At 69.0% G+C, this 22,770-nt stretch carries 19 protein-coding genes; 7 read left to right on the forward strand and 12 right to left on the reverse strand.

Annotated elements, in window-relative coordinates:
- Positions 1-64: 64 nt before the first annotated feature.
- From ABZ942_RS11005 to ABZ942_RS11015, 3 genes are all read left to right on the forward strand, one after another.
- On the forward strand, positions 65-970 hold the full coding sequence (locus ABZ942_RS11005) for a hypothetical protein (protein WP_357380648.1): 906 nt from the start codon (positions 65-67) through the stop codon (positions 968-970).
- A 77-nt stretch (positions 971-1,047) separates the two neighbouring features.
- A complete protein-coding gene (locus tag ABZ942_RS11010) occupies positions 1,048-2,391 on the forward strand; it encodes an AarF/UbiB family protein (protein WP_357380649.1) in 1,344 nt (447 codons plus the stop codon).
- A gap of 145 nt (positions 2,392-2,536) precedes the next feature.
- On the forward strand, positions 2,537-2,956 hold the full coding sequence (locus ABZ942_RS11015; RefSeq protein WP_357380651.1) for an SSI family serine proteinase inhibitor: 420 nt from the start codon (positions 2,537-2,539) through the stop codon (positions 2,954-2,956).
- On the opposite strand, the gene ABZ942_RS11020 is transcribed toward ABZ942_RS11015, so the two are convergent.
- A complete protein-coding gene (locus ABZ942_RS11020) occupies positions 2,893-4,287 on the reverse strand; it encodes a solute carrier family 23 protein (RefSeq protein ID WP_357380653.1) in 1,395 nt (464 codons plus the stop codon). The two genes, ABZ942_RS11015 and ABZ942_RS11020, sit on opposite strands and share 64 nt — an antisense overlap.
- Positions 4,269-5,372 carry an aryl-sulfate sulfotransferase gene (locus ABZ942_RS11025; RefSeq protein WP_357380655.1) on the reverse strand — a complete coding sequence of 368 codons (1,104 nt, stop codon included), beginning with the start codon at positions 5,370-5,372 and terminating at the stop codon, positions 4,269-4,271. The genes ABZ942_RS11020 and ABZ942_RS11025 overlap by 19 nt, the downstream gene beginning before the upstream one ends.
- A gap of 142 nt (positions 5,373-5,514) precedes the next feature.
- Between ABZ942_RS11025 and ABZ942_RS11030 the strand changes: the two genes are divergently transcribed.
- Complete coding sequence (locus tag ABZ942_RS11030) at positions 5,515-6,123, forward strand: helix-turn-helix domain-containing protein (protein ID WP_357380657.1); 609 nt, start codon at positions 5,515-5,517, stop codon at positions 6,121-6,123.
- A 163-nt stretch (positions 6,124-6,286) separates the two neighbouring features.
- Here ABZ942_RS11030 and ABZ942_RS11035 read toward each other — a convergent pair whose 3' ends face one another.
- The 3 genes from ABZ942_RS11035 to ABZ942_RS11045 form a co-directional block, all read right to left on the reverse strand.
- Positions 6,287-6,571, reverse strand: a complete 285-nt coding sequence (locus tag ABZ942_RS11035; RefSeq protein ID WP_357381842.1) for a WhiB family transcriptional regulator — start codon at positions 6,569-6,571, stop codon at positions 6,287-6,289.
- 176 nt (positions 6,572-6,747) lie between these two features.
- Complete coding sequence (locus ABZ942_RS11040) at positions 6,748-7,074, reverse strand: hypothetical protein (protein ID WP_357380659.1); 327 nt, start codon at positions 7,072-7,074, stop codon at positions 6,748-6,750.
- Positions 7,075-7,185: 111 nt separating this feature from the next.
- Positions 7,186-9,354 carry an ATP-dependent DNA helicase UvrD2 gene (locus ABZ942_RS11045; RefSeq protein WP_357381844.1) on the reverse strand — a complete coding sequence of 723 codons (2,169 nt, stop codon included), beginning with the start codon at positions 9,352-9,354 and terminating at the stop codon, positions 7,186-7,188.
- A 51-nt stretch (positions 9,355-9,405) separates the two neighbouring features.
- Here ABZ942_RS11045 and ABZ942_RS11050 point away from each other — a divergent pair, with 51 nt between their 5' ends.
- Entirely contained in the window at positions 9,406-10,671 is a 1,266-nt protein-coding gene (locus tag ABZ942_RS11050; protein WP_357380660.1) for a low temperature requirement protein A, read from the forward strand.
- Here ABZ942_RS11050 and ABZ942_RS11055 read toward each other — a convergent pair.
- Genes ABZ942_RS11055 through ABZ942_RS11065 form a run of 3 tightly spaced genes read right to left on the reverse strand, consistent with a single transcriptional unit; the run spans position 10,666 to position 11,981 of the window.
- Complete coding sequence (locus ABZ942_RS11055) at positions 10,666-11,118, reverse strand: MarR family transcriptional regulator (RefSeq protein ID WP_357380662.1); 453 nt, start codon at positions 11,116-11,118, stop codon at positions 10,666-10,668. The genes ABZ942_RS11050 and ABZ942_RS11055 overlap by 6 nt on opposite strands.
- A gap of 9 nt (positions 11,119-11,127) precedes the next feature.
- The gene (locus ABZ942_RS11060) at positions 11,128-11,562 is read right to left on the reverse strand and encodes an EVE domain-containing protein (protein WP_357380664.1); all 435 of its coding nucleotides are present in this window, start codon (positions 11,560-11,562) and stop codon (positions 11,128-11,130) included.
- Positions 11,559-11,981: a hypothetical protein gene (locus ABZ942_RS11065; RefSeq protein WP_357380666.1), complete on the reverse strand. Its 423-nt coding sequence runs from the start codon at positions 11,979-11,981 to the stop codon at positions 11,559-11,561. The genes ABZ942_RS11060 and ABZ942_RS11065 overlap by 4 nt, the downstream gene beginning before the upstream one ends.
- A 121-nt stretch (positions 11,982-12,102) precedes the next feature.
- On the opposite strand from ABZ942_RS11065, the gene ABZ942_RS11070 reads away from it, so the two are divergent.
- Positions 12,103-12,333 carry a mycoredoxin gene (locus ABZ942_RS11070; protein WP_357381846.1) on the forward strand — a complete coding sequence of 77 codons (231 nt, stop codon included), beginning with the start codon at positions 12,103-12,105 and terminating at the stop codon, positions 12,331-12,333.
- Between the two features lie 60 nt (positions 12,334-12,393).
- On the opposite strand, the gene nudC is transcribed toward ABZ942_RS11070, so the two are convergent.
- Together nudC and ABZ942_RS11080 are read right to left on the reverse strand one after the other, a co-directional pair.
- Positions 12,394-13,296, reverse strand: a complete 903-nt coding sequence (gene nudC / locus ABZ942_RS11075; RefSeq protein ID WP_357380668.1) for an NAD(+) diphosphatase — start codon at positions 13,294-13,296, stop codon at positions 12,394-12,396.
- Positions 13,297-13,341: 45 nt separating this feature from the next.
- A complete protein-coding gene (locus ABZ942_RS11080; RefSeq protein WP_357380670.1) occupies positions 13,342-14,406 on the reverse strand; it encodes an NAD-binding protein in 1,065 nt (354 codons plus the stop codon).
- Positions 14,407-14,537: 131 nt separating this feature from the next.
- Between ABZ942_RS11080 and ABZ942_RS11085 the strand changes: the two genes are divergently transcribed.
- Positions 14,538-14,951 carry a hypothetical protein gene (locus tag ABZ942_RS11085; protein WP_357380672.1) on the forward strand — a complete coding sequence of 138 codons (414 nt, stop codon included), beginning with the start codon at positions 14,538-14,540 and terminating at the stop codon, positions 14,949-14,951.
- On the opposite strand, the gene ABZ942_RS11090 is transcribed toward ABZ942_RS11085, so the two are convergent.
- Together ABZ942_RS11090 and ABZ942_RS11095 are read right to left on the reverse strand one after the other, a co-directional pair.
- Positions 14,908-18,756 (reverse strand): ATP-dependent DNA helicase, encoded by a 3,849-nt coding sequence (locus tag ABZ942_RS11090; protein ID WP_357380673.1) that lies wholly within the window; start codon positions 18,754-18,756, stop codon positions 14,908-14,910. The genes ABZ942_RS11085 and ABZ942_RS11090 overlap by 44 nt on opposite strands.
- A 199-nt stretch (positions 18,757-18,955) precedes the next feature.
- The gene (locus tag ABZ942_RS11095; RefSeq protein WP_357381848.1) at positions 18,956-22,756 is read right to left on the reverse strand and encodes a PD-(D/E)XK nuclease family protein; all 3,801 of its coding nucleotides are present in this window, start codon (positions 22,754-22,756) and stop codon (positions 18,956-18,958) included.
- Between the last annotated feature and the right edge of the window lie 14 nt (positions 22,757-22,770).

A 22,770-nucleotide genomic window follows, 5' to 3' on the forward strand; every position in this document is an offset into this window, starting at 1 on the left:
TCCCTGTGGATAACTGCGGGATTCGGCACCGGTCGGTCGGCCCGGACTGCGCATACTGCCGGGCATGACATCACTGTGTCGTGGTCCGATGCTGCCCCCGCAGCTCACCGTGCTGGTGCGCCCGTCCGGCACCGTGCAGCTCGGCTGGCATCCCGAGACCGCATTGCTGCTCGACGCCGCCGGGCTCGACGCCGACACCGTGCTGGCCTTCCTACGCCTGCTGGACGGGACCCAGACGCGGCCGCAAATCGTCTGGCGGGCCGGCGAATGCGGCATCGAGCCGGATCTCGCGGTGGCGCTGCTCGACGTGCTCGACGAAGCCGGGCTGCTCGAACATCCCGAGGATCGCGGCGGGCGGATCCGGTCGGTGCGGGTGCACGGGCTCGGGCCGATCTCGGACGCGATCGTCGCGGGGCTGCGCAAACTCGGTGTGCGGCCGAGCCGTTCGCGCGACTACCGTCCGCACGCGGCGCCGGTGTCCAGCTGGCGGGCCGACCTGGTGGTGCTGGCCGACACGATCATCGCCGACCCGCGGCTCATCGACGATCTCGTGCGGCACCGGATCGCCCACCTGCCGGTGCGGATCCGCGACGGCCGCGGCGTGATCGGCCCGCTCGTACTGCCCGGCGCGACCAGTTGCCTGCGCTGTGCCGACCTGCTGCGCGCCGACAACGACGCGGACTGGCCGCATCTGGCCGCACAGTTGCTCGACCGGGTCGGCCACGCGTCGCCGGCCAAGATCGCCGCCACCGCCGCCCTCGCGGTCAGCGAAGTGGAGGACATCCTGGCGCTGTCCACCCGCCGGAAGCTGGCCACGTTGGATGCGACTCTCGAATTAGACCTGGCCGCACGGCTGCTCGATCGGCGGCAGTGGCCACGCCACGCGGACTGCGATTGCCGGCGAATTCCCGCTGGGCTCACCGCATGTCGAGCGCGCCCGCGGCCGCCGACCGGATCGGCGAGCAAGTGACCGGGGTCACTCCCGTCGGCGGCGCCGATTCAAGATTGCCATGGCTAAGTTGTGGTTCCTTCCGCCATGATGGGTACGTGTCTGAGATTGTGCGCCGTCGCTCGTCCCGTAACGCCAAGTTGGCCAAGATTCCGCTCGGCATCGCCGGGCGGGCGGCCGTGGGGTTCGGGAAGAAGCTGGCGGGCGGCGACCGGTCCGAGATCAACGCGCAGCTGAACCAGAAGGCCGCCGAGCAGCTGTTCACCGTGCTCGGCGAGCTCAAGGGCGGCGCGATGAAGTTCGGGCAGGCGCTCAGCGTGATGGAGGCCGCGGTCCCCGAGGAGTTCGGTGAGCACTACCGCGAGGCCCTCACCAAGCTGCAGGCCGCCGCGCCGCCGATGCCGGCCGAGACCGTGCACCGGGTGCTCGACCAGCAGCTGGGCACCCAGTGGCGGCAGCGGTTCCAGGAGTTCGACGACAACCCGGCCGCGTCGGCCAGCATCGGCCAGGTACACAAGGCGGTGTGGTCGGACGGGCGCACCGTCGCGGTCAAGGTGCAGTACCCCGGCGCCGACGAGGCGTTGCGCGCGGACCTCAAGACGCTGAACCGGATGACCGGGCTGCTCGCGTCGGTCATTCCCGGCGCCGACGTGAAACCGATCCTGGCCGAGATCACCGAGCGCACCGAGGAAGAACTCGACTACCGCAACGAGGCGGCCAACCAGCGCGCCTTCGCCAAGGGTTTCGACGGGCACCAGGAGATCGTGGTGCCCAAGGTGGTGGCCAGCGCGCCGAAGGTGATCGTCACCGAATGGCTGGACGGCACCGCCGTCTCCTCGATCATCAAGGCGGGTGCCGAGGACCCGGCGGGCACCCGCGAGCTGCGCAACCGGGTCGCGGGCCTGATGGGCCGCTTCCACTTCTCCTCCCCCGAGACCGTCGGCCTGCTGCACGCCGACCCGCACCCCGGCAACTTCATGATGCTCGCCGACGGCAAGCTCGCCGTCATCGACTTCGGCGCCTGCGCACCGATGCCGAACGGCTTTCCCGTCGTGCTGGGCCGGATGCTCGCGCTGGCCGTCGAGGAGCGCTTCGAGGAACTCACCGCGCTGATGTACGACAACGGCTGGGTCATCCCGGGCCGTACCGTCACGCACAAAGAGATCGCCGACTACCTGCGCCCGTTCACCGATCCGATCAAGTCCGACTCGTTCCACTTCACCCGCAAGTGGATGCAGCGGGTCGCGGGCAAGGCCTCCGACATCTCCAGCCAGGAGATGAAAACCGCACGCGCCCTGCAACTCCCGGCCGAATACGTGATGATCTTCCGCGTCCTCGGCGGCTCCGTCGGCATCCTCGCCCAGCTCGACGCCGAACTGCCCTTCATGGAACTGGTCCGCACCTGGATGCCCGGCTTCCGCGAGGAGCGCACGGCCAGCTGAGCCGAAGATGTAGCGCGACCCACACAGGCGTAAGCTGCCCCGTCGGCGGGACCCTGCCGGGCGACGTCAATTGCGGGGAGCGGGGTGGCTGCTCGATTAACCTCGTCTCAGGTCGGATCGGCTCCGTCTACGAAGGGTGATGGCCATGTCGCGCACCGGTCGGGTAATCGGTGTTTCGATCAGTGCGGCGGTAGTACTCGGGGCATCGATGGCCCCAGCGGTCGGCGCCGCGACCGACGAGGACGCGCAATCGGTGGTGTCGCTCTCGGTGGGGCCGGGCGTATCGGTCAATGTGGTCGACAAGCGAGTCGTCAGCTTGACGTGCGCGCCGAAGATCGGCGGCACCCATCCGAAGGCCAAGGAAGCCTGTAAGAACCTGACGGCCGCCGACGGAAACATCCGGGAGCTGGCGGATTTCACGGTGCCGCCGCTGTGTTCGCAGGATTTCGATCCCATCGTCGCCACCATCGACGGTGTCTGGCGCGGGCGGCCGATCTCCGATCATGGATTCTTTTCCAATACCTGCGTACTGCGCGCCACGACGGTGGCGGTATTCGACTTCTGACTCCGTTGCGCCAAAGGTGAACGGCCGTCACCGGTTTCGGTGCGGCGCAGTCGGAGGGCGAACACCAGGTGCACCAGCACGCCGACGAGGGCGGTCATCGTTACTCCGCTGCCGAGCAGCAGGCGCAGATCCGTGGGAAAGCCGCGATAGAGACCGGGGATCAGAATCGGGAGCAGGCCCGCGGTCAAAGCTGCTGTGGCAGTGAGGAGTACCGAGTCGGAGGTCAGGTCGACGTCGCGGAACATGCCGAGACCGGCGGTGATGATCATGGCGAAGGTGATGGCCGCCGTGCCGCCGACGACCGGGCCGGGGAGCGAGTTGACGAGGCGGCCGATGGGGGCGAGGAATGCGGCGACGACGAGCAACGCGCCGGTGATGGCGGTGATGTAGCGGCTGCGAATGTTGGTGAGGCGGATCAGGCCGATGTTTTCGCCGCTGGTGACCATGGTCGGGCCGCCGAAGAGGCCGGACAGCAGCGAGGTGACGGCGTCGCCGCGAATGGCGCGGCCGACGGTCAGCGGCGCGTCGATCTGCTTGTCGACGATCTTCGCGTTGAGCACGGTTTGGCCGGTGGCCTCGGCCATCGACCCGATGCTGAACACCAGCAGCGGAACGGCGGCGAGCAGGTCGAAATGCGGTGTGCCGAAAAGGAATAGGCCGGGTGCCTGCGCGAGCGCCGAGCCTGATTGCAGATGGAACTGCCCCAGGCTCGCCGCGACGGCACTGCCGACCGCCATGCCGAGCAGCACGGACAAACGGCGCCAACCCGCGGGAAGCACTCGGTAGGCGAGCACCGTCGCGCCAATAGTGCCGGCAGCCAGCACAACCGAACGCACCGGCGACCGATCGTCGGGCGTGGTGATCAGATTGCCCGCCACCTTCACCAGGTTGATGCCGATGACCACGATCATGCTGGCGATCACGACGGCGGGCAGCCGAGTGACCAGCCGCCGGGCCAGCGGGACGAGCACGATCCCCGCCAGCGCGGTGATGATGACCGCACCGCTCGCGGTCGCCGGATTCGATTCCTGCGCGATCTGAATGAACAGCACCACCGCGGCGCCACCGGGCAGCATGACGAACGGCAAGCCCGCGCCGAGCCCGAACCGCCCGCTGGACTGCAGGATCGTGCCGATGCCGCTGAAAAGCAAAGTGGCGCAGAGTAATGCGCGCGACTGCCCGTCATCGAGATGCAGGCTGCGGCTGATCAACAACACCGAGGCGATCGGCGTCGCGACCATCACGACCAGATGCTGCACCGCCGCCGCGAGCGCCCGACCGGGCGGCGGCGCCTCGTCGACCGGATGCCCGGTCATCGCGCCGGCAGCCACGGAATGTCCTGGTAACGATAGGCGCGGAAGATGGCGTTGGAGATACCCGGAAAGACCTGCGCGGTATCGGGATCCGGGTACGCGGTGAACGACGGCACCACGTACTCCCAGCAGATCTGGTGCGCCGGAGTCACTTCGAAGATACGACCGAACGCCGCCTCGGTGATGAGGGTGTTGCCGTTGGGCAGCCGCTGCGCGCCGCCCATGAATGGTGTGAAGAACGCCTCGCGCGGCGAATCCTGGTAGCTCCAGGCGACTTCGCCGGTGGCACGGTCGATTTCGATGACCCGGCTGTAGGTCACCGATTCGCCGGTGCGGAAGGTGCCGTTGTCGAACAGCAGGATATTGCCGTCGCCGACGGGCGTGGCGTGGTGCTGCTGAGCGACGGTGGCACGGTCGGCGAGGGTCGAGACCGCACCGGTGCGTCGATCGATGGCGATCACCGCGGACACGCTGCGCAGGCTCGCCACCAGGGTGTCGTCGTCGAGCGGGTGCACGCTGTTGATCAGCGGCCAGTGCTCACGCCAGTAATGCGGTTGCAGCGCAAAGTCTTTCGGATCGAGCTGCTCGGCCGCCCGCCACTCCCAGAGCAGGCTGCCGTCCGGCGCGACCTCCCTGATGACGTCCGACCAGACGATGCCGTCGGCCTCGGTACCGGGCACCCCGCCTTCGATGCGCGCCGCGGCGGCCCCGGTCAGCGGTTCGACGCCGGTGTAGAGGATGCGGCCGTCGTCGTAATGGTGCGCGTCGTGATGCTGGAAGTCGTCGCGATGCTCCGACAGCAGCGTCGCGTCCTTGTCGTAGCGGCCCATCGATCCGCCGCTGTACTTACGCCACATCGCGAACAACGCGGGCTGCGCCAGTGTCGCGCCGTTGTAGGCCAGCGACCCGTCGGCAAGCAGCCGGGCATGCCGGCCCGGCCGATAGGGCAGGTGCCAGCGATGTACCACCTCGCCCGCGAGATCGACCAACTCGACCAGACCGCGCCCGGCCAACGGCGCGTACAGCGTGTATCCCGGCGACGCCAAGGCCGCATCGATGCCGATCAGCCCGGTTCCCCGGCGCTTGAGGGTGTTCTGCTCCACCAATCCTCCTGAATATTCAGTGCCACTGAATATTCAGTACGCTAGATACCACTGGAAGTATTGCGATCACCGTGATGTAAACACGAGGATTCAGTACCCCGCTGCTGACAATGTGCGATGCAACGAGAGAGGTTTTGAGTAAGTGCAGCAGAACGGAAGCGACGACCAGACGCGCTGGCCCGGGCTCGGCAACGTCGTGCACGACCGCAGGCGTGCGGCACGACTGACGCTGGCCCAGCTGGCCGCGAAGACCGAATTGTCGCAGTCGTTCCTGAGCCAACTGGAGAACGGGCGGACGAACACGAGCCTGCGCTCGTTGCAACGCATCGCCGACGCGCTGGGCACCACGGCGACGGAGCTACTGGCGGCGGCCGACAGCACGCCGGGCTCGGTGATCGTCCGGGCCGGCGAGGGCGTACTCGAGCAGGCCGATCGGAACAACGACGGTTCGGTGCGCTCGCTGGTCCACGGACCGCGGGACCTGCGCGCGCTCGAGTTCACCGGTGGCACCGACCGGGGCGAGCGCGAATTCACGCATCAGAACGATGAATTGATCTACGTGGTCTCCGGGACCATCACGGTCGCCGCCAACGGCGAGGAGGTGACGCTGTCCACCGGAGAGTCCTACTACTGCCCGTCGGGCGTGCGCCACCGCTGGTGGGCGCACGCCGACGACACCAGAACACTACTGCTCGCCGTTGCCGACGGGCTGACGGTCCGCCGGGCCCCGCACGGGCCACGACGAACCTGATCCCCATCCCCCATTTCCCCGAAAGTACTGCACGACAACGCAAACGAGCCGCTCACCGAGCGACGGTGAGCGGTTCGTCTGCTTTCTCGTTCGTTGGCTCGGCCCGTGTCAGGACCAACCGAATCGAGCACATCGACCGGAGGGAGGGAAGTCAGTCCCGGTTTCATGCCGGGATCGCGACCTTGCGCGGACGTCCGCGCGGGCGCTTACGGGCGATGACGACCCCCTGATCGAAGATCTCGCCACCCCAGACACCCCACGGCTCGCGCCGATCCATGGCCGCGGTCAAGCAGCCCTTTCGGATGGGGCAGCTGGCGCACAGCGCCTTGGCCTGCTCCAACTGGTTGGGGCTCTCGGCGAACCAGAGATCGGGATCTCCGGCTCGACAAGGCACGGACTTGTTGCCCTCCCGGGTCCGAGTGGTCGGCGCCACGGTTCCGCATGTCACGTCAGTAGTGGCCGATGGCCAATCCTGGGCGGTGAACACGTCGTTCTCCTTCAGCTCGTTGCAGCGGTTCGTTGTGTTGTCCGCGAAACCGGGGCCGACTGGCTGAAGGGCCGAAAAGAATGGCCACGGTTTCGCGGTGTGCGATCCGTGGCCAGGAGGTCTGGGAGGGAAGTTCCCTACCTAGGTATTCGACATCTCTGTCGAGTCCTGATCACGATCGCTTGGTGTGCGGGACGAAGGCGTGTTGCCTGCAGCGCCGCCGGCTCATAACCGGCTGCTGCGGCGACGTTGACGTCTGCCGTTTCGACGACAGACGGGTGCCAGCCACCCGCACTGGGCTTGTCCAAAATGCACATCTGGGCATGCGTGCGCTCGAGTTGCGCCTGCGTGCCGAAGACTCCGATTTCGGACAGACCGATCCCCTGCAAGGCGAGGATCCCCCGGGAGGCCGACATGGGTGAATTCACCGCAACGTCGATCGCATTGAAGAAATTGATGTTCACGTCTGCCTCCCTCCTAACTCGTTGTGTCTGTTTGAACTCAGCGCGCCGGGATAACCTCCCGGTGCGTAAAACCCACCATAGGCAAGTTCGCCGGGTGGTACAACCTATTTTCTACCTGCGGTTTTGGGGTCTTGCGCGCAGCCGCGAGGCAATGATCGCGAGGACGTCGGCGCCGTACTGTTCGAGCTTCTTCGCGCCGATGCCCGCGATCGCGGCCAGCGCGGCGTCGTCACCTGGGAGTTGTTCGGCGATCGCGGTCAACGTGGTGTCGGTGAACACCACGAATTCGCGCACCTGCAACGCCTGTGCCTTCTCCGCGCGCCACTGCTGCAGTGCCACCAGAAGTTCGGCATCGAGATCTGCCGGGCAACGACGACAGCGGCCAAGCATAGTCGCATAGGTGCCGATCAGTGGTTTCGCACACACTCGGCAGGTGGGACGCATGCCTTTCGCCTCGACTACCGGCGTCGCGATCCTGGACGCGGGCGAATCATCGGGGACGAGGCCGTTGAGGAACCGGGACCGGCGGCGGGTGCGTCGCCTGCCCTCGCCGCGGGCCAGCGCCCAGGACAGCTGCAGATGTTCGCGCGCCCTGGTGACGCCGACGTAGAGCAGCCTGCGCTCCTCCTCGAGTTTCGCCTCGTCGCCGACCGAGCCGTCGTCGGCGAGCACGTGCGCGATCGGCAGCGTGCCGTCGGCCAGCCCGACCAGGAAGACCGCGTCCCACTCCAGCCCCTTGGCGGCGTGCAGCGAGGCGAGCGTGACGCCCTGCACGGTCGGTGGATGCCTGGCCTCGGTGCGGGCTGCCAGTTCGCGCAGCAGGCCAGGCAGGTCGAGCTTGTCGTCGTGGGTGACCAGTTCCTCGGTCAGGTTGACCAGCGCGACGAGCGAGGACCACTTCTCCCGTGCCTGCGCACCGACGGGTTCCTCGGTGGTCAAGCCGACCGGCGCCAGCACCGCGCGGACCAGGGTGACCAGTGCGGCACCGCTGCGTGCCTCGTCGGGCAGGTCGTCGCGCGAGGCGGCCTGACGCAAGACCGATATGGCCTGCCGCACCTCGGCTCGCTGAAAGAATCCCTCACCGCCGCGCACCTGGTAGGCGATGCCGCGCTCGGTGAGCGCCTGCTCGTAACTCTCGGACTGGGCGTTGATCCGGTAGAGCACGGCGATCTCGGCGGCGGGTGTGCCCGCGTCGATCAGCCGTTTGATCGACTTGGCCACCGCGGCGGCCTCGGCGGGGCCGTCGTCGTATTCGGCGAAGACCGGCTCGGGCCCGTCGGGCCTCTGGCCGATGAGCTGCAGCCTGGTGCCCGCGATGCGGCCGCGCGCGACGCCGATCACCCGGTTGGCCAGCGAAACCACCTGCGGGGTCGAGCGATAGTCCCGTTCCAGCCGGACCACGGTGGCGTCGGGGAAGCGGCGAGAGAAGTCGAGCAGATAGCCCGGGGTGGCCCCGGTGAAGGAGTAGATCGTCTGGTTGGCGTCGCCGACCACGGTCAGATCGTCGCGTTCGCCGAGCCAGGCGTCGAGCACCCGCTGCTGCAGCGGGGTGACGTCCTGGTACTCGTCCACCACGAAGCTGCGGTAGCGGCCGCGGAATTCGTCGGCCACCGCCGGATAGTCCTCCAGCGCCGCCGCGGTGTGCAGCAGCAGATCGTCGAAGTCGAGCAGCAGTCCGTCCGGCGTGGCCTTGAGCTTCTCGTACCCCGCGTACACCTCGGCCACCCGCAGCGCGTCGTACGGCGTCTCACGACGCTGCTTGGCCACCGCCGCCGGATAGTCCTCCGGCGCGATGAGCGAGGCCTTTGCCCACTCGATCTCGCTGAGCAGGTCGCGCACGCTGTCGGTGGCCGAGGAGAGCCCGGCCCGGTTCGCCGCCTGCGCGACGATCGGGAACTTGCCGTCGATCAGCCGCCACGGCACATCGCCGACGATCTGCGGCCAGAAGTATTTGAGCTGCCGCAGCGCGGCCGCGTGGAAGGTGCGCGCCTGCACCTGGTTCGCGTCGCCGCCGAGGCCGAGCGCGCGCAGCCGGCTACGCAGCTCCCCCGCCGCCCGCGCGGTGAAGGTGACCGCGAGCACCTGGTCGGCCTTCACGTGTCCCGTGGACACCAGATGCGCGATCCGATGGGTAATAGTCCTGGTCTTGCCGGTGCCCGCCCCCGCGAGTACACACACCGGACCCCGTGGCGCGCGCACGGCGGCGGCCTGTTCGGGGTCGAGCGAATCCAGCTCGGAGCCGGTCGGTTGGTGTGTACTGGTTGGCGACACGGCACCCATCATGACAGTGCCCGCCGACAACTCTCGCCGCGCGCGCAATACTGTCCCCTCGTGGCACACGACACGCCGTCGACCGACGCTCGACCCGCCGACCGGCACGCGACCTGGATGGAGTTGTTCTTCGACCTCGTCGCGGTGGCCGGCATCGGCCAGCTCACCCACCTGCTGCACCGCGGCCCCTCGCTCGGTGACTTCGCCCTGTATATCCTGCTCTACCTGGCCTTTTGGACGGTATGGGCGTGCATAATGCTGTACGGCAACATCGCCCGTGACCACACCAGGATCTATCTGATGCTCGGGGCGATGCTCGGCCTCGGCGTGATGGCCGCGGCGGTGGCCGGGATCCCGGACCGGCACGCGACCACGTTCGCCGCGGTCTACGTGCTCGTGCGCCTCGTCGCCGCGCAGGTCTGGGGCCGCGGCAGGCTGGTGGTCGATTGGCCGATCGCCCAGCTGTCGGTCGGCGTGCTGCCGTGGATCGCCTCGCTCTGGGTGCCCGAACCCTGGAAGTACTATCTGTGGGCGCTCGGCCTGGTCATCGATCTGTGGCTGATGTTCGCGGTGAGCGGCGACAAGATGATGGTGGGCGCACAGGAGGCGATCGACCGCCGGATCCGCGACTCGCGCCGGTTCAAGGACATCGAGCCACCGAAAGTCAAGGCGTTGCACGCCGATTCGGTGCATCTCGGCGAGCGGCTCGGGCTGTACGTGATCATCGTGCTCGGCGAGGGCGTCATCGCGGTGATCACCGCGGTCGGCGGTGTGGTGTGGCACCCGAAGGTGCTCGCCCTCGGCTTCGGCGCGTTCGTGGTGCTGGCGAGCCTGTGGGCGCTGACCCTGATGTACGGCTTCGTGCCGCGACTGATGAACGGTGACGGTCCGGACGGCTCGATACCGCGGCCATACGTGATGGCGATGCACTGCTGGATCACCGCCGCGATCGCCACCATCACGGCTGGTCTCGGCCTGGCCGTCGAACATGCGGAGGGGCACGTGTCCACCGGCATCGGCTGGTCCCTCGGTGGCGGTGCCGCAGCATATTTCGTGATCACCGGAATCGGTGGCGCACGCAGCGAAGCGGGGTGGCGCTGGGTGCTGTCCTGGCCGTTGCCGTGTGCGGTGCTCGCGGTGCTGCTCGGCGCCGTCGGTCCGCACATCGGGGCCCTGGGGCTCGTGTATGGCGTTGTGGCCCTGTACATCTGGGCCCTGCTGTGCCAGACGCACGCCGCGGGCCAGTGGGGCGCCGGGTCCGATCTGCCGACCTGGAAGCGGTGGCGACGGCGGGACCACGGCCTCGGGATCGACGAGGTTCTATAGTCGCCGCAGGCTGCGCAGGTCGGTGGCGAATTGGCCGGTCCGCGCGCCGAGCGGGCCGAAGAACTCGCGATCGCAGGCCTCGACCGCGACCACCGCCCGATTCGCCAGCGCCGCACCGGCTTCGGTGGGCACCAACGATTTCGCCCGGCGATCGCTCGGGTGATCGCGGCGCTCGACCAGCTCCTTCTGCTCGAGCGCGCGCAACACCTGGGAGGTCATCATCGGGTCGGTGGCGGCGTGCGCGGCGAGGTCGCGCTGCATCACCGGATCGCCGGCCGCCGCGAGGTAGGTGAGCGAGGCGAGCAGCACGAATTGCACGTGGGTGAGATCGAACGGCGCAAGCGCCGCGCGCTGTGCCGCCTGCCACCGGTTGGTCACCTGCCAGAGCAACAAGCCGGGACTCTCGTCGGCCTGCTCGAACTCGGTGCGTAGCCCCTCATTGCTCATCGGCCTCCCTCACTCGCCGGTCATCGCCTTCGCGATCACCGCATGATCGTGTGCGGTGAGTTCTATCAGGCCGCGCCGCAAAACCATTCCCCAGTTCGGTGAGCTGGTCAGATCGAGCTCGTCACGCAGTTCGTCGATCGCCGTCTCCTTCGCGTCGGTCCGGTAGCTGACCGACCGGCGCCACGGCTCGAAGCAACTCCCGTCCGGCAGATCGACTGGGTCGGCCTGCCAGGCGGGGCGGTCGTCGATGGTGCCGATCGCGGTGAACGCGCGGATCTGCGCGCCGGAACGGATACCTTCGCGCGGCGAGTAGTAGATGAGCGTGTCGCCGGGCCGCATGCGTTCGACGGGCGTGCGCTTGCCGTGATTGGCCTGCGCGAAGCCGAGTTCGACGCCGCGCAGCACATGCTCCTTGGACACGACGCCCAACCAATACCTGGTCATGCCCGCACCCCCTCGGTTACGGCAATGAGCGCGTCGAGGTCAGGCCGGACGGACTTGGCCAGGTCGCCGCCCATCACCTTGGTCCACAGCCAGCGCAGCGGGCCGTCGATCGAGACGGTGACGCTGATCGTGGTGCGGCCGTCGGCCACCGTGATCTGGTGGTCGAAGGTCAGCCGGGCGCCGATGAGCTTGGAGACGTCGACGAATTCGGTGTCGCTGAGCCGCTCGACGACGAACGGCACCTTCGGTCCCCCCTTCGGCTTCAGCGTCCCGGTCGCGCCCTGGACGAACGGGCCGTCGAGGCGAACCCATTCGGTGTCGTTGTTCCATTCCGGCCAAGTGGCCATATCCGCCCATTTGGCGAAGAAGGCGGCGGCCGGTGCGGTCGAGCTGGCTTGCGTGGTGGCAATGATCGTCATGCGATTAGTATGCGCGCTTACTAAAAGCAGCGCAAGCGGCAACGGAAAAAGACTTGACTGGAACACCCGCGACCTGATCGACGTTGCACACTCCGTGACTGAAGCAACGCCCGACCTGACGATGTACTCGACCACGTGGTGCGGCTACTGCCGCAGGCTGAAGAAGCAGCTGGACGAGTCCGGTATCACCTATATCGAGATCGACATCGAAGACGATCCGGCATCGGCCGAGTTCGTCGGCAGCGTCAACGGCGGCAACCATGTGGTGCCGACCGTGAAGTTCGCCGATGGGTCCACCGCGACCAACCCGACGCTGGTGGCCGTCAAGCAGGCGCTCGCCGCACTGGCCTGATCACTACGCAGTTCTGAAATACGCGCGGGCCAGCTCGGCCCGCGCTGATTTCCCTTGTGCTCAGTCGAGCTCGGCCCAGGACTCCATGATGGTGCGGGCGATGGAGATCGACCCCGGCAACAACAGCCGCGCGCCCGTTCCCTGCGCCGACCAGTCGCCCGCGTTCAACGCCTCGCGCACCTCCGCGCGGGTGAACCAGTGCGCCTCGGCGATCTCACCGTCGGAGAAGACCAGCGGCTGGGCCGGATCACCGACCGCGGCGAATCCGAGCATCAGCGATCGCGGGAACGGCCACGGCTGGCTGCCCAGGTAGTTGATGTCGCGGACATCGACGCCGACCTCCTCCTTGATCTCCCGCTCAACGCAGCGCTCCAGCGACTCGCCCGCCTCGACGAACCCGGCGAGCAGCGAGAACAGCGTCTCCGGCCAGCTGTGCTGGCGCGCGAGCAACACCCGGTCGCCGCCGTCGTGGATCAGGCAGATGACCGCGGGATCGATCCGCGGGAACTCCTCGTAACCGCCCTCGGTCACCCGCGACCAACCGGCCTTGCTCGGCGTGGTTGCCGTGCCGTCGGCGCTGTTGAATCCCGCCTTGTCGTGCCAGTTCAGCAGCGCCACCGCGGCGGAGAGCACGCCTGCGGTGAGATCGTCGACCGTGTTCGACATGCCGCGCAGATCGGTCAGCGAGCCTTGCAGCTCACGATCGCGCACGGCCCACAGGTGCGCGCCGCCGTCGATGCCGAGGAACACCGCCTCGAGGCTCGGCTCGGGCGACAGGTCGATCGCCTTGTCCAGCACGAGCGCGCCATCTTCGTATCTGACCTGGCCGCGGGCGTTCACCCGGAGCAGCTTGGCGTCGCGCCAACCCTCCTGGAGAGCCTGCGCGTCGGCCCGCGTCTCCTCGGCGCGATCGAGCACAGAACGGGACAGCTTGGGAACACCATTGAGCTGAAAGACCGGCACCCACCGAGACTATCGCGCCGGGCCGACAGCGCCCCTCGCGCGGCCTTACTTGGCCGCGCGGCGGATGTAGAGCAGCTTGTCGCCCGCCTCGAGCGAGTCGACCTCCGGCTCGCCGACCCTGGCCAGCACGCCGCCGCGCACCACGCCGAGCACGATGTCGCCCAGATGCCGTGGCGAGCCACCGACTTCCGCGGACTCCACCTCGCGCTCGGCGATCGCGAACCCCTCCTCCGGGGTGAGCAGGTCCTCCATCATCTCGACCACCGAGGGCGTGGTCGTCGCGATGCCGAGCAACCGGCCCGCCGTCTCCGAGGACACCACCACCGAGTCGGCGCCGGACTGGCGGACCAGGTGGGTGTTCTCCGCCTCGCGGATCGAGACCACGATCTTGGCGCTCTTGGTGAGCTCGCGGGCGGTGAGGGTGACCAGCACCGCGGTGTCGTCCCGGTTGGTGGCGACCACCACCGAGGACGCGTTCTGCACACCGGCCAGCCGCTGCACGTCGGACTGGGTCGCCGAACCGTGCACCGTCACCAGGCCCGCGTTGGCAGCCGCGTCCAGTGCGACGACATCGGTGTCGACCACCACGATGTCGGCGGGCTGCACGTTGTCGCCAAGCATGGCATCGATCGCGGTCCGGCCCTTCGTGCCGTATCCGACGACCACGGTGTGATTGCGCACGCTGTGCCTCCATCGCTGAATCTTGAAAGCCTGCCGGGACCGTTCCGTCAGCACGCCGAGGGTGGTTCCGACGAGAACAATGAGGAAGAGGATGCGCAGCGGGGTGATGATCACGATGTTGACCAGCCGCGCCTCGGCCGTCACCGGGGCGATATCGCCGTAACCGGTGGTGGACAGCGACACCGTCGCGTAATAGAGCGCGTCCAGGAAGCCGAGCGGATCGCCGGCGTTGTCGTGGTAACCGTCGCGGCCGACGTAGACCACCAGGGCCGCGGCGAACAACAACCCGACCGCGAACAACACCCGGCGCGACAGTGAAATCCACGGGCTGGTCTGGACTTCCGGGATGCGCAGCACGCCGACCAGGGCGAAATGCGGGCGATTCGACAGCCCGAGCGTGCGCGCTCGATCACCGAACACCGGACGCACCCGTCCTGATAGTCCTCGTGTCGGATGTCTCCGGCATTGTTTGTCCCGCCAGCACAGCACGGGAGCCTACCTGCTGCCCGCGATACCACCCGGTCTCGACGCGAACACCTAATAGATGTAAAGGTGCCCTCATGGCAGATAACGCGCACACCCCCGTCCGCAACTCCGGTCGACGGCCGGCCCTGGCCCTCGCCGCCTTGCTGTTCCCCATGGGGGTGCTGCATTTCGTCATGCCGAAGCCCTTCGACGCCATCGTGCCCAAGGCGCTGCCCGGCGAGCCCCGGAACTACACCTACGCCTCGGGCGTTGCCGAGCTCGGCGTCGCCACCGCCCTGGTGATCCCGCGGACCCGCAGCCTCGGTGGGCGACTGGCCGCGCTGCTGTTCCTCGCGGTCCTGCCGGCGAACGTGCAGATGGCCGCCGACGCGCTCGGCAACAAGAAGGCGTCGCAGCTGTTCAAGATCGGCACGGTGCTGCGGCTGCCGCTGCAGATCCCGCTGATCACCCAGGCGTTGAAGGTGAGCCGGTCGGCGCGGAATTCCTGATCAGCTCGGCCAATTCGGCGGCCCCGGCCAGCTCGGCCGGGGCGATGGTGCGGCCGGTGCGCACGTAATGGAAAGCGGCACTGATGCGTTCGAGCATCTCCTGCTCGGGTCGGCCCGTCCTGGCCGCCATCAGCCTGGCCCAGGCCAGCCGATAGACGGCGAGCTGCATGGCGACCGCGGGCTCCTCGGCGGGGGTCGGCTCGGCGCCGGTCTTCCAGTCGACCACGATCCAGCCGCCGCCGGGTTCGGCGAACACCGCGTCCATCCGGCCGCGAATCACGGTGCCCGCCAACGACGTTTCGAACGGGACCTCCACGTCGATCGGACTGCGGTTGGCCCACGACGAATTCAGGAACGCGTCCTGCATCGCGGTCAGCTCGTCGTCCACGCCCGCGTCTGCGGCCGCGCTGTCGGCCGCGCCGGGGAGTTCGTCGAGGCCGAGTAGGCGGGTCGAACCGAACCAGCGCTGCACCCAGGCGTGGAACGCGGTGCCGCGGCGGGCCAGCGGGCTGGGCGGGAACGGGAGCGGGCGGCGCAGGCGCGCAGCAAGTTTCGTCGGGTCGGCGCGCATCTCCACCAGGGCGGTCGCGGCGATCTGGCCGGGGAGTTCGACCTCCTCGGCGGCGGCCTGCTCGGATTCGAATTCGGCCAGTAGGGCGTCGACGTCGGCGGCCCAGCCATCGGGGTCGTCGGGGTCCGGCGTCGGACCGAGGGGGTAGTCGTCGATGAATTCCGCTGCGGCGAAGGCGATGTCCTCGTCGGAGAGGTGATCGTGCATGGGGTCGGGTGGGATATCGGTGAGGTGCGCAGGCTCGTCGGGGGCGTGGACCGGTGCGTCCATGGGATCCGGCGGGAAGGCATCGATGTCGTCCGGCGGCTCGAGAGCGTAGGGCTCGCTGAATTCGTCGGTGGCTAAGGTGGTTTCGTCGAAGAGGCCCTCGGGAGCCTGATCTGGTTCGAGCGCCGAGCCCACGTCGGTTGTTTTGGGGGTGTCGCGAGGTGGGGCAGGCTTGCTGCGGAGTTCGGCCAGGGCGGCGCGGACCAGGGCGGCGCCCTGTTCGATGGGGTCGCGGCGGTTGCCGAGCGGGTCGCGTGGCCATTCGGCGGTGGCGGGGTTGTCGGTGAACGGATTCACCGCGTCGTGCTCCGGTGGGTCGTCCCAGCGGGCAATGTCGACGACGCCGTTGGCGGGGCTGTCGGCGGATTCGCTGGCGTGCTTCAATTCGAGCAGGAAGTCGGACGGGCCCTTGGGCGAGGTTCCGGTTTCGGCCCAGTGATGCGACGAAACGAGCAGCACGCGTTCGGTTCTGGTGAGTGCGACGTAGAAGAGGCGGCGCTCTTCGTCGATGCGACGGCGTTCCAGTGCTTCCTTGTGTGATTTGATGGCGCGTTCGAGGTCGGCGCGGTCGTACAGGTCGGCCAGGTCGAGAACGGGCACGCCCTCGGCCGCGTCGTCCTGTTGCCGGTCGCCACGCAGTTTGGTCGGGAGTTCGGCGAGGGCGCCGAGCCAGGTACCCGACGCCGTTCCGGACGGGAACACGCCACGTACCACGTGCGGTACCGACACGATCTCCCACTCGAGACCCTTCGCCGCATGCACGGTCAGCACCTGCACCCGATCCTTGGCGACCTCGACTTCGCCTGGCTCCAAGCCGTTTTCGACCGATTCGGCGGCGGCGAGGAAGGACAGCAGCCCGCTCAGCGCCGCACCGGAGTCGGCGGCGTACCCGGCGACCACCTCGGCGAAGGCGTCCAGGTGCTCACGCCCGGCGCCTGTGCCCGACATGGCCCGACGGGCCTGCGTCTCCACGCCGACGCCGATGGTGCGCTCCACATCGGCGACGAGCTCGGTCAGCAATTGGCCGCTGCGTTCGCGTAGTGCGGCGAGCTCCCTGCTCAAGGCCTCGATGCGCACGAAACCGGACTCCGAATATTGTTCGCGCGGACCGGGATCGGCGATCGCGTCGGCCAGGCCCGCCTGTTCGGCGGGTTCCGGCGCCACCTCGCGCAATGCCGCGGCCAGTGTGCTCCCGTCGGTGATCTCCGGCGCGTCACCGCTGGAGAAGCGGCTGATCGACAGAGTGCGCGCGCGGCGGGCCAGCGCCGCGATGTCGGCGACGCCGATGCGCCAGCGCGCGCCGGTGAGTACGCGCATCGCCGCACTGCCGGAGCCGGGTTCGGCGATCAGCCGCAGCGTGGCGACGATATCGGCGACCTCGGGGGTGGCGAGCAGACCGCCGAGCCCGACGATCTCCACCGGTAGCCCTTGCGCGCGTAGGGCTTCCGCGAGCGGTGATGCATCGGCGTTGCGCCGCACCAGCACCGCGGAGGTGGGCGGTGGCTCCCCTGCGGCCCGACGGACCGCCCACTCCTCGGCGATCCGCTCGGCGATCCAATCGCGTTCCTCGGCAACGGTGTCGGTCAGCGCGAGGGCCACCACGCCCTGCCCCGCATCAGGTTTCGCACGCAAGGCGTCGACCGTCACGCCGCCACCCTCGATAGCCTTGCGGCGCAACGGGTCCGCGACCAGGTTCGCCAACGCCAACGCCTCGGGTGGATTGCGCCAGCTGGTCAGCAGCGGCAGCGTCGGCGCGGGAACGCCGGGCGCCATGGGGAAGTCGGTGGCGAAGCGCGGCAGGTTCGCGGCGGACGCACCGCGCCAGCCATAGATCGATTGCATCGGATCGCCGACCGCCGTGACGGCCAGCCGCTGTTGGCGGCGCAAGGCAGCTTCCTCTGCAACGGCATTCGCGGGCTTGGCGGCGCTGCGCTGTCGTTGTCGCTCCGACTCCTCGTTCATCGGCCGGTTGACGTATCGCGGCTCCTGCACACGCGACCCGCCCTGCGCGTCAGCCGGCGCAGATTCGGCAGGCGTCGCATCGTCCTCGAGTGCACCACCGAAAAGTGCGGCCAGCAGGACTCGTTGGGCGTGCCCGGTGTCCTGGTACTCGTCGAGCAGGACCAGCCGGAAGCGGGTACGTTCGGCGGCGGCGACCTCGGGGTGCTCGGCGGCGAGGCGGGCCGCCAGGGACATCTGCGCGCCGAAATCCAAGGCCCCACGGCGACGTAACGCGTCGGCCAGTTGCTGGACCAGCGGCAGCAGGGCGATGCGTTCGCGCTGGACCTGGAGGATGCCGAGCAGGGCTTGGCTCGGTCCACCGCGCTGGCGTGGGCCGGGCGGCAGGGTGTGCACCAGCTTTTCCAGGTCGGTGTGCGCCTCGGCCAGCTGTTCCGGCTCGACCAGATGCTCGGCGAGTTGTCCGGACAAGGCGAGGATCGCCTCGGTGACCGAGACCGGGGTGCGGTCGGTGTCCAGGTCGCCGTCCCAGGTGCGCACCACCTGGTGTGCGAGCTGCCAGAGCTGGGTCTGGGTGAGCAGCGTCGCCGAGGGTTCCACCGGCAGCAGCAGGCCGTGTTCGGTGAGCAGCCTGCCCGCGTACGAGTGGTAGGTGCTGATCTCGGGCTCGGCGCCGGACAGCTGCGCCCGCAGCTGACCCGACGGGTCGAGCTCGCGCAGCAGCGGCGCGCCCGCCAACCGGGCCAGCCGGGTCCGGATGCGAGCGGTCAACTGCTGCGCGGCTTTTCGGGTGAAGGTCAGGCCGAGCACCTCGTCGGGCAGCACCAGGCGATTGGCCACCATCCACACCACGCGGGCGGCCATCGTCTCGGTTTTACCCGCCCCCGCGCCCGCGACGACCAGCGTCGGGCCGGGTGGTGCGGCGATCACCGCCGCCTGTTCGTCGGTGGGTGGCGGCAGGCCGAGCGCGTCGGCCAGTTGATGCGGCGTGACCCGTCCGCCGGTCACGGCTGCGCCTCATCGGCGTCGCACGCCGGCGATCCCGGGGGCACCGGGCCGCGGGGCCGCGCACGACGGACGCGCTGAACCGCACCGCGACGTCCGATACTCGCGTGTGCAGCGGCATCGATCGCTCGCTCCGGTATGACCGTGCAGCACAGACATTCGGCGCCACAGATCGGCAGCGGGACGCGGAAGCGCTTTTCCCTCACTCGTCGGTCACCTGCCTGCCGGTGTCCTGGACCGGGCAGCTGCCCGCGACCGGGCAGTGGCGGCAGCCGTCATTGCGCATGGCCAGGTAGCTCGGCCCCTGGGTGGCCGCGGCGGCGTCGTGGATGGTGTCGCGCCACTTGTCGAGGGCTTCGGGGTCGAGCGGCGGTTGCATGCGCTGGGTGGCGCCCTCCTTGCTGCTCGGCTTGGCGACGTACACCAGCCGAGCGCCGCCGGGCTCACCCAGCGTGCCGGATTCGGCTGCGGCTGAAGCCTGTTCGCCCGCAGCCGATTCACCCGCCTCGGCACGCGCTTCCTCGGTGGCCGCGTCGAGCGCGCCCATCGCCGCCGCCACCTGATATGTCGCCAGCTGCGCGTGATCGACCGCCGCCTGCTTGGTGACCGGCGACTTTCCGGTCTTCACATCGACGATCACGAAGCGGCCGAGCGCATCCCGCTCCAGCCGGTCCACCCGGCCGCGAATCCGCACGGGCCGTTCGTCTTCCGTGCGCGGCGGTAGCACGCAGTCGACCGGCACCTCGACCCCGGCCTGGGTGAGTTCGCCGCGGGTGTTGCGCACCCAGGCCATGAAGGTTTCCAGCATGGTCTCGGTGCGGCGCAGCTCCTGCCGGGAATGCCAGCCGGAGCCGGGATCGACCGACTGCCAGGCCTTGTCGAGCGCGGCCCGCACCTGCGCCTCGGGCACCTGCCCGGCCAGCGCCTGCACCAGCGTGTGCACCAGGTTGCCCTTGACGGCGTGCGGGTTGTCGCCGTCGGTGCCGCCGTGCCGTTCCAGCGCCCAGCGCAGCGGGCAGGTGCGCAGCAGCTCCACGGTGGACGGCGACAGGCCCACCGCGCTGTCGTCCTCCTCCCACAGCGTCCGCTGCGAGCTCAATTCGGCTGTGCCATACCAATCATCGGGATGGGTGCCCGGCACGCCCGCACTCGCCAGACGAGCCAACTGGTGCGCGGCGCGCTGCCTGCGGTCCGGGTCAGACTCGGGATCGCAGACAGCGCCACGCAATTCGGCCACCAGCGAATGCATCACCAGGGCGCGACCGGGGTCGGCGATCGGCAGCGCTCCGGGTTCGCCGTCCTCGTCGTGCCCGAGCAATTCGGCAAGGAACCGCGACGGAACCAGATCCCGTTCGCCCGACACCGATTCCACCGCGGTGACCAGCAACGAACGCCGCGCCCTGCTGCACGCGACCAGCAGCAGCCTGCGTTCCTCGGCGAGGATCGGCGCCGCGCGGCTCACCTGTTCACCACCATCGATGACACCGGCGGTCAGATCGACCAGGTCCTCGGTGTTCAGCAGCGTGCCGCGCGACCGCGGGTTCGGCCAAATCCCTTCCTGCACAGCGGCAACCGCGACCACGTCCCACTCCCGGCCCGCGGCGGCGTGCGCGCTGAGCAGGGCGACGGCCTCCTTCGGCGCGGTGCGCGGCAGCGAGCCGTTCGGAATCTCCTGCTGCAGCAGGTATTCCACGAACCCTTCGATGCTCGCGCGGGGCAGCCGGTCCACGTAGCCAGCGGCGGCGTCGAACAACCCGACGGCGGCATCGAGATCACGGTCGGCCTGCATGCCGACGGCGCCGCCGCGTTCGGACTGCCCGACCCAGCGGCGTTCCAGTCGCGAGGCGGTCCACAGTGCCCACAGCACGTCCTCGAGACCCGCCCCGCGACGACGCGCCTTGCGGGCCCGTTCCAACGCGTCGAGCACCCGCCGCAGCGGCGCCGCCTCGACATCGGTCAGCCGATCCAGGATTCGCGAGTCCCCGACCCCGATCAGCAGATCCCGCAACACTTCTGCGGAGGATTGATCGATGCCGTGTCGCAGCTCGACAGCCTCGCCACTCTCGTCGGGCCTGCCGGAGTCATCCGCACCCGATTGGCGGCTCTCAGCACCAGCGTCGGCCACACCGACAGCCCCTTCGGCGTTTGCATCGGCAGGGCTGATGGGCTGGTCGGCAGCCTCATCGCGCTGTTCGGCCTCGCTGGCTGCACTACCTTGTTCGGCCTCGCTGCCCCGCCATTCGGAGTCTTCCGGAGTCCATTCAGGCTCTACGCCATACCAATCGGCGTCGTCGGCATCCCGCTCGAGACTGCCCGGACTCGGTTCCGGCAGCCCAGCATTCCGCTCCGAGCTTTCGATTGTCCGTTCGGCACTCCGCTCGGAATATTCACTCTCCGGGGCTGCCCGCCCGGACTTTGCCCGGTTTCGCTCGGACTCCAGCACGCTGCGGCGCACACCACGCCGCAACCGCCGCAGCGTGATCTGATCGGCACCGCCGAGCGGACCCGCGAGCAGATCCAACGCGTCCTCCGGCTCGAACGCCGAGCCCTTCTCCCCCGCGAGCACCGCGCGCAACGACAGCAGCATCCAGGCCGCACCGCGCCGCCGGGCCAGCGGCGTATCCAGCGCGGGCTGCTGCACCGGCACCCCCGCCGCGAGCAGCGCGCGGCGTAGCGGCGGCAACGACAGCGGCACCGACCGGACGATCACCGCCATCCGCGACCACGGCACCCCGCCGGTCAGGTGCGCCCGCCGCAGGTGATCGGCGATGAGCGCGGCTTCTTTCGCCGGGGTGGCCAGCACCCGCACCCGTACCTCGGTGCCGTCGTCGGCCGGTTGCTCGGCCCGCTTCGGCAGCGAAAAGCGTTGCGGCGCACTGCCGGGCAACTTGGCCGCGATCCTGGCGACCGCCAGCTGCACCGGTCCACCGGCCCGATGGTTGTCCCGCAGGATGATGCGCTGTCCGTCCGGTGCGGCCAGATCGGCGACGAACCGCGTGTCCGCGCCGCGGAAGGCGAAGATGCCCTGATCAGGGTCGCCCGCGACGACGGTGGTGTGCGCGCTGTGCCCGATCGCCCTGACCAGGATCGCGGCCTGTGGATCGAGATGTTGCGCGTCGTCGACCAGCAGGTACCGGATCCGCGCCCGTTCGGCGGCAAGCAGTTCGGCGTCACCGGCCAGCGCGTCCAGCGCGGCGCCGATCAGCTCGGCGGCATCCAGCGCGGGCGCGGTCGCCTCCGGCGCCTCGACGCCCACCGACCAGCGCAACAGCATCGTCTGTTCGTAGCGCACCGCGAACTTGCCCGCCGCCACCCACTCCGGTTTACCGTGCTCGCGGCCGAGGCGCACCAGATCCTCCGGCCCGAGCCCGCGTTCGGTGGCGCGCAGCATCAGGTCACGCAACTGTTCCGCGAACCCGCCGAGCGCCAGCGCGGGTTGCAGGCGTTCCGGCCACAGCCCGTGCGCCCCTTCAGCGATGTCGATCAGGTCACCGCGCAGCATTTCGCGCAGCACCGCATCCTGTTCGGCACCGGTCAGCAAACGCGGTGGCGGGTTGCCGTGCGCGGTCGCGTGCCTGCGCAGGACCGAGAAAGCATAGGAGTGCAGGGTGCGGGCCAGCGGCTCCCTGGTCGCGCCGGGTACCCCGCCCTCGGCGTCGGGACCGGGATGGGGGCCGGCCGAAGACGAAGCCGAGGGGGTGGGTGAACTCAACCGGGCGGTGATGGCGTCGCGGGCCGCGCTCGCCGCCTGCTTCGAATGGGCAAGGACCAGCACGGATTCGGGATCGTCCCCGGCCGCGATGCGTTCGGCCGCGAGATCGACGAGCAGCGCTGTTTTGCCCGTGCCCGGTCCGCCGAGCACCTGCCAGGGCCGCCACCCCGGGCGCGTCGGCCCGGCCGCGGCCGCGGCGTCCAACAGCGCGCGAACGTCGGCGCCCCAGGCGCGCGGCCTGGGTGCCGCCACGTTCCGGCGAACAAGTCGCACCGCGCTATCCGATCGCACCACGCGGGCTATTG

The sequence above is a fragment of the Nocardia sp. NPDC046473 genome (assembly GCF_040645995.1).
Classification (GTDB): Bacteria; Actinomycetota; Actinomycetes; order Mycobacteriales; family Mycobacteriaceae; genus Nocardia.

What these genes read in the sequence shown, in the direction of transcription:
- ABZ942_RS11005 (WP_357380648.1), top strand. Translation starts at nt 65, where the DNA reads ATGACATCACTGTGTCGTGGTCCGATGCTGCCCCCGCAGCTCACCGTG.
- ABZ942_RS11085 (WP_357380672.1), top strand. Translation starts at nt 14,538, where the DNA reads ATGGCAGATAACGCGCACACCCCCGTCCGCAACTCCGGTCGACGGCCG.
- ABZ942_RS11055 (WP_357380662.1), bottom strand. Translation starts at nt 11,118, where the DNA reads ATGAGCAATGAGGGGCTACGCACCGAGTTCGAGCAGGCCGACGAGAGT.
- ABZ942_RS11070 (WP_357381846.1), top strand. Translation starts at nt 12,103, where the DNA reads ATGTACTCGACCACGTGGTGCGGCTACTGCCGCAGGCTGAAGAAGCAG.
- ABZ942_RS11065 (WP_357380666.1), bottom strand. Translation starts at nt 11,981, where the DNA reads ATGACGATCATTGCCACCACGCAAGCCAGCTCGACCGCACCGGCCGCC.
- ABZ942_RS11015 (WP_357380651.1), top strand. Translation starts at nt 2,537, where the DNA reads ATGTCGCGCACCGGTCGGGTAATCGGTGTTTCGATCAGTGCGGCGGTA.
- ABZ942_RS11060 (WP_357380664.1), bottom strand. Translation starts at nt 11,562, where the DNA reads ATGACCAGGTATTGGTTGGGCGTCGTGTCCAAGGAGCATGTGCTGCGC.
- ABZ942_RS11045 (WP_357381844.1), bottom strand. Translation starts at nt 9,354, where the DNA reads ATGGGTGCCGTGTCGCCAACCAGTACACACCAACCGACCGGCTCCGAG.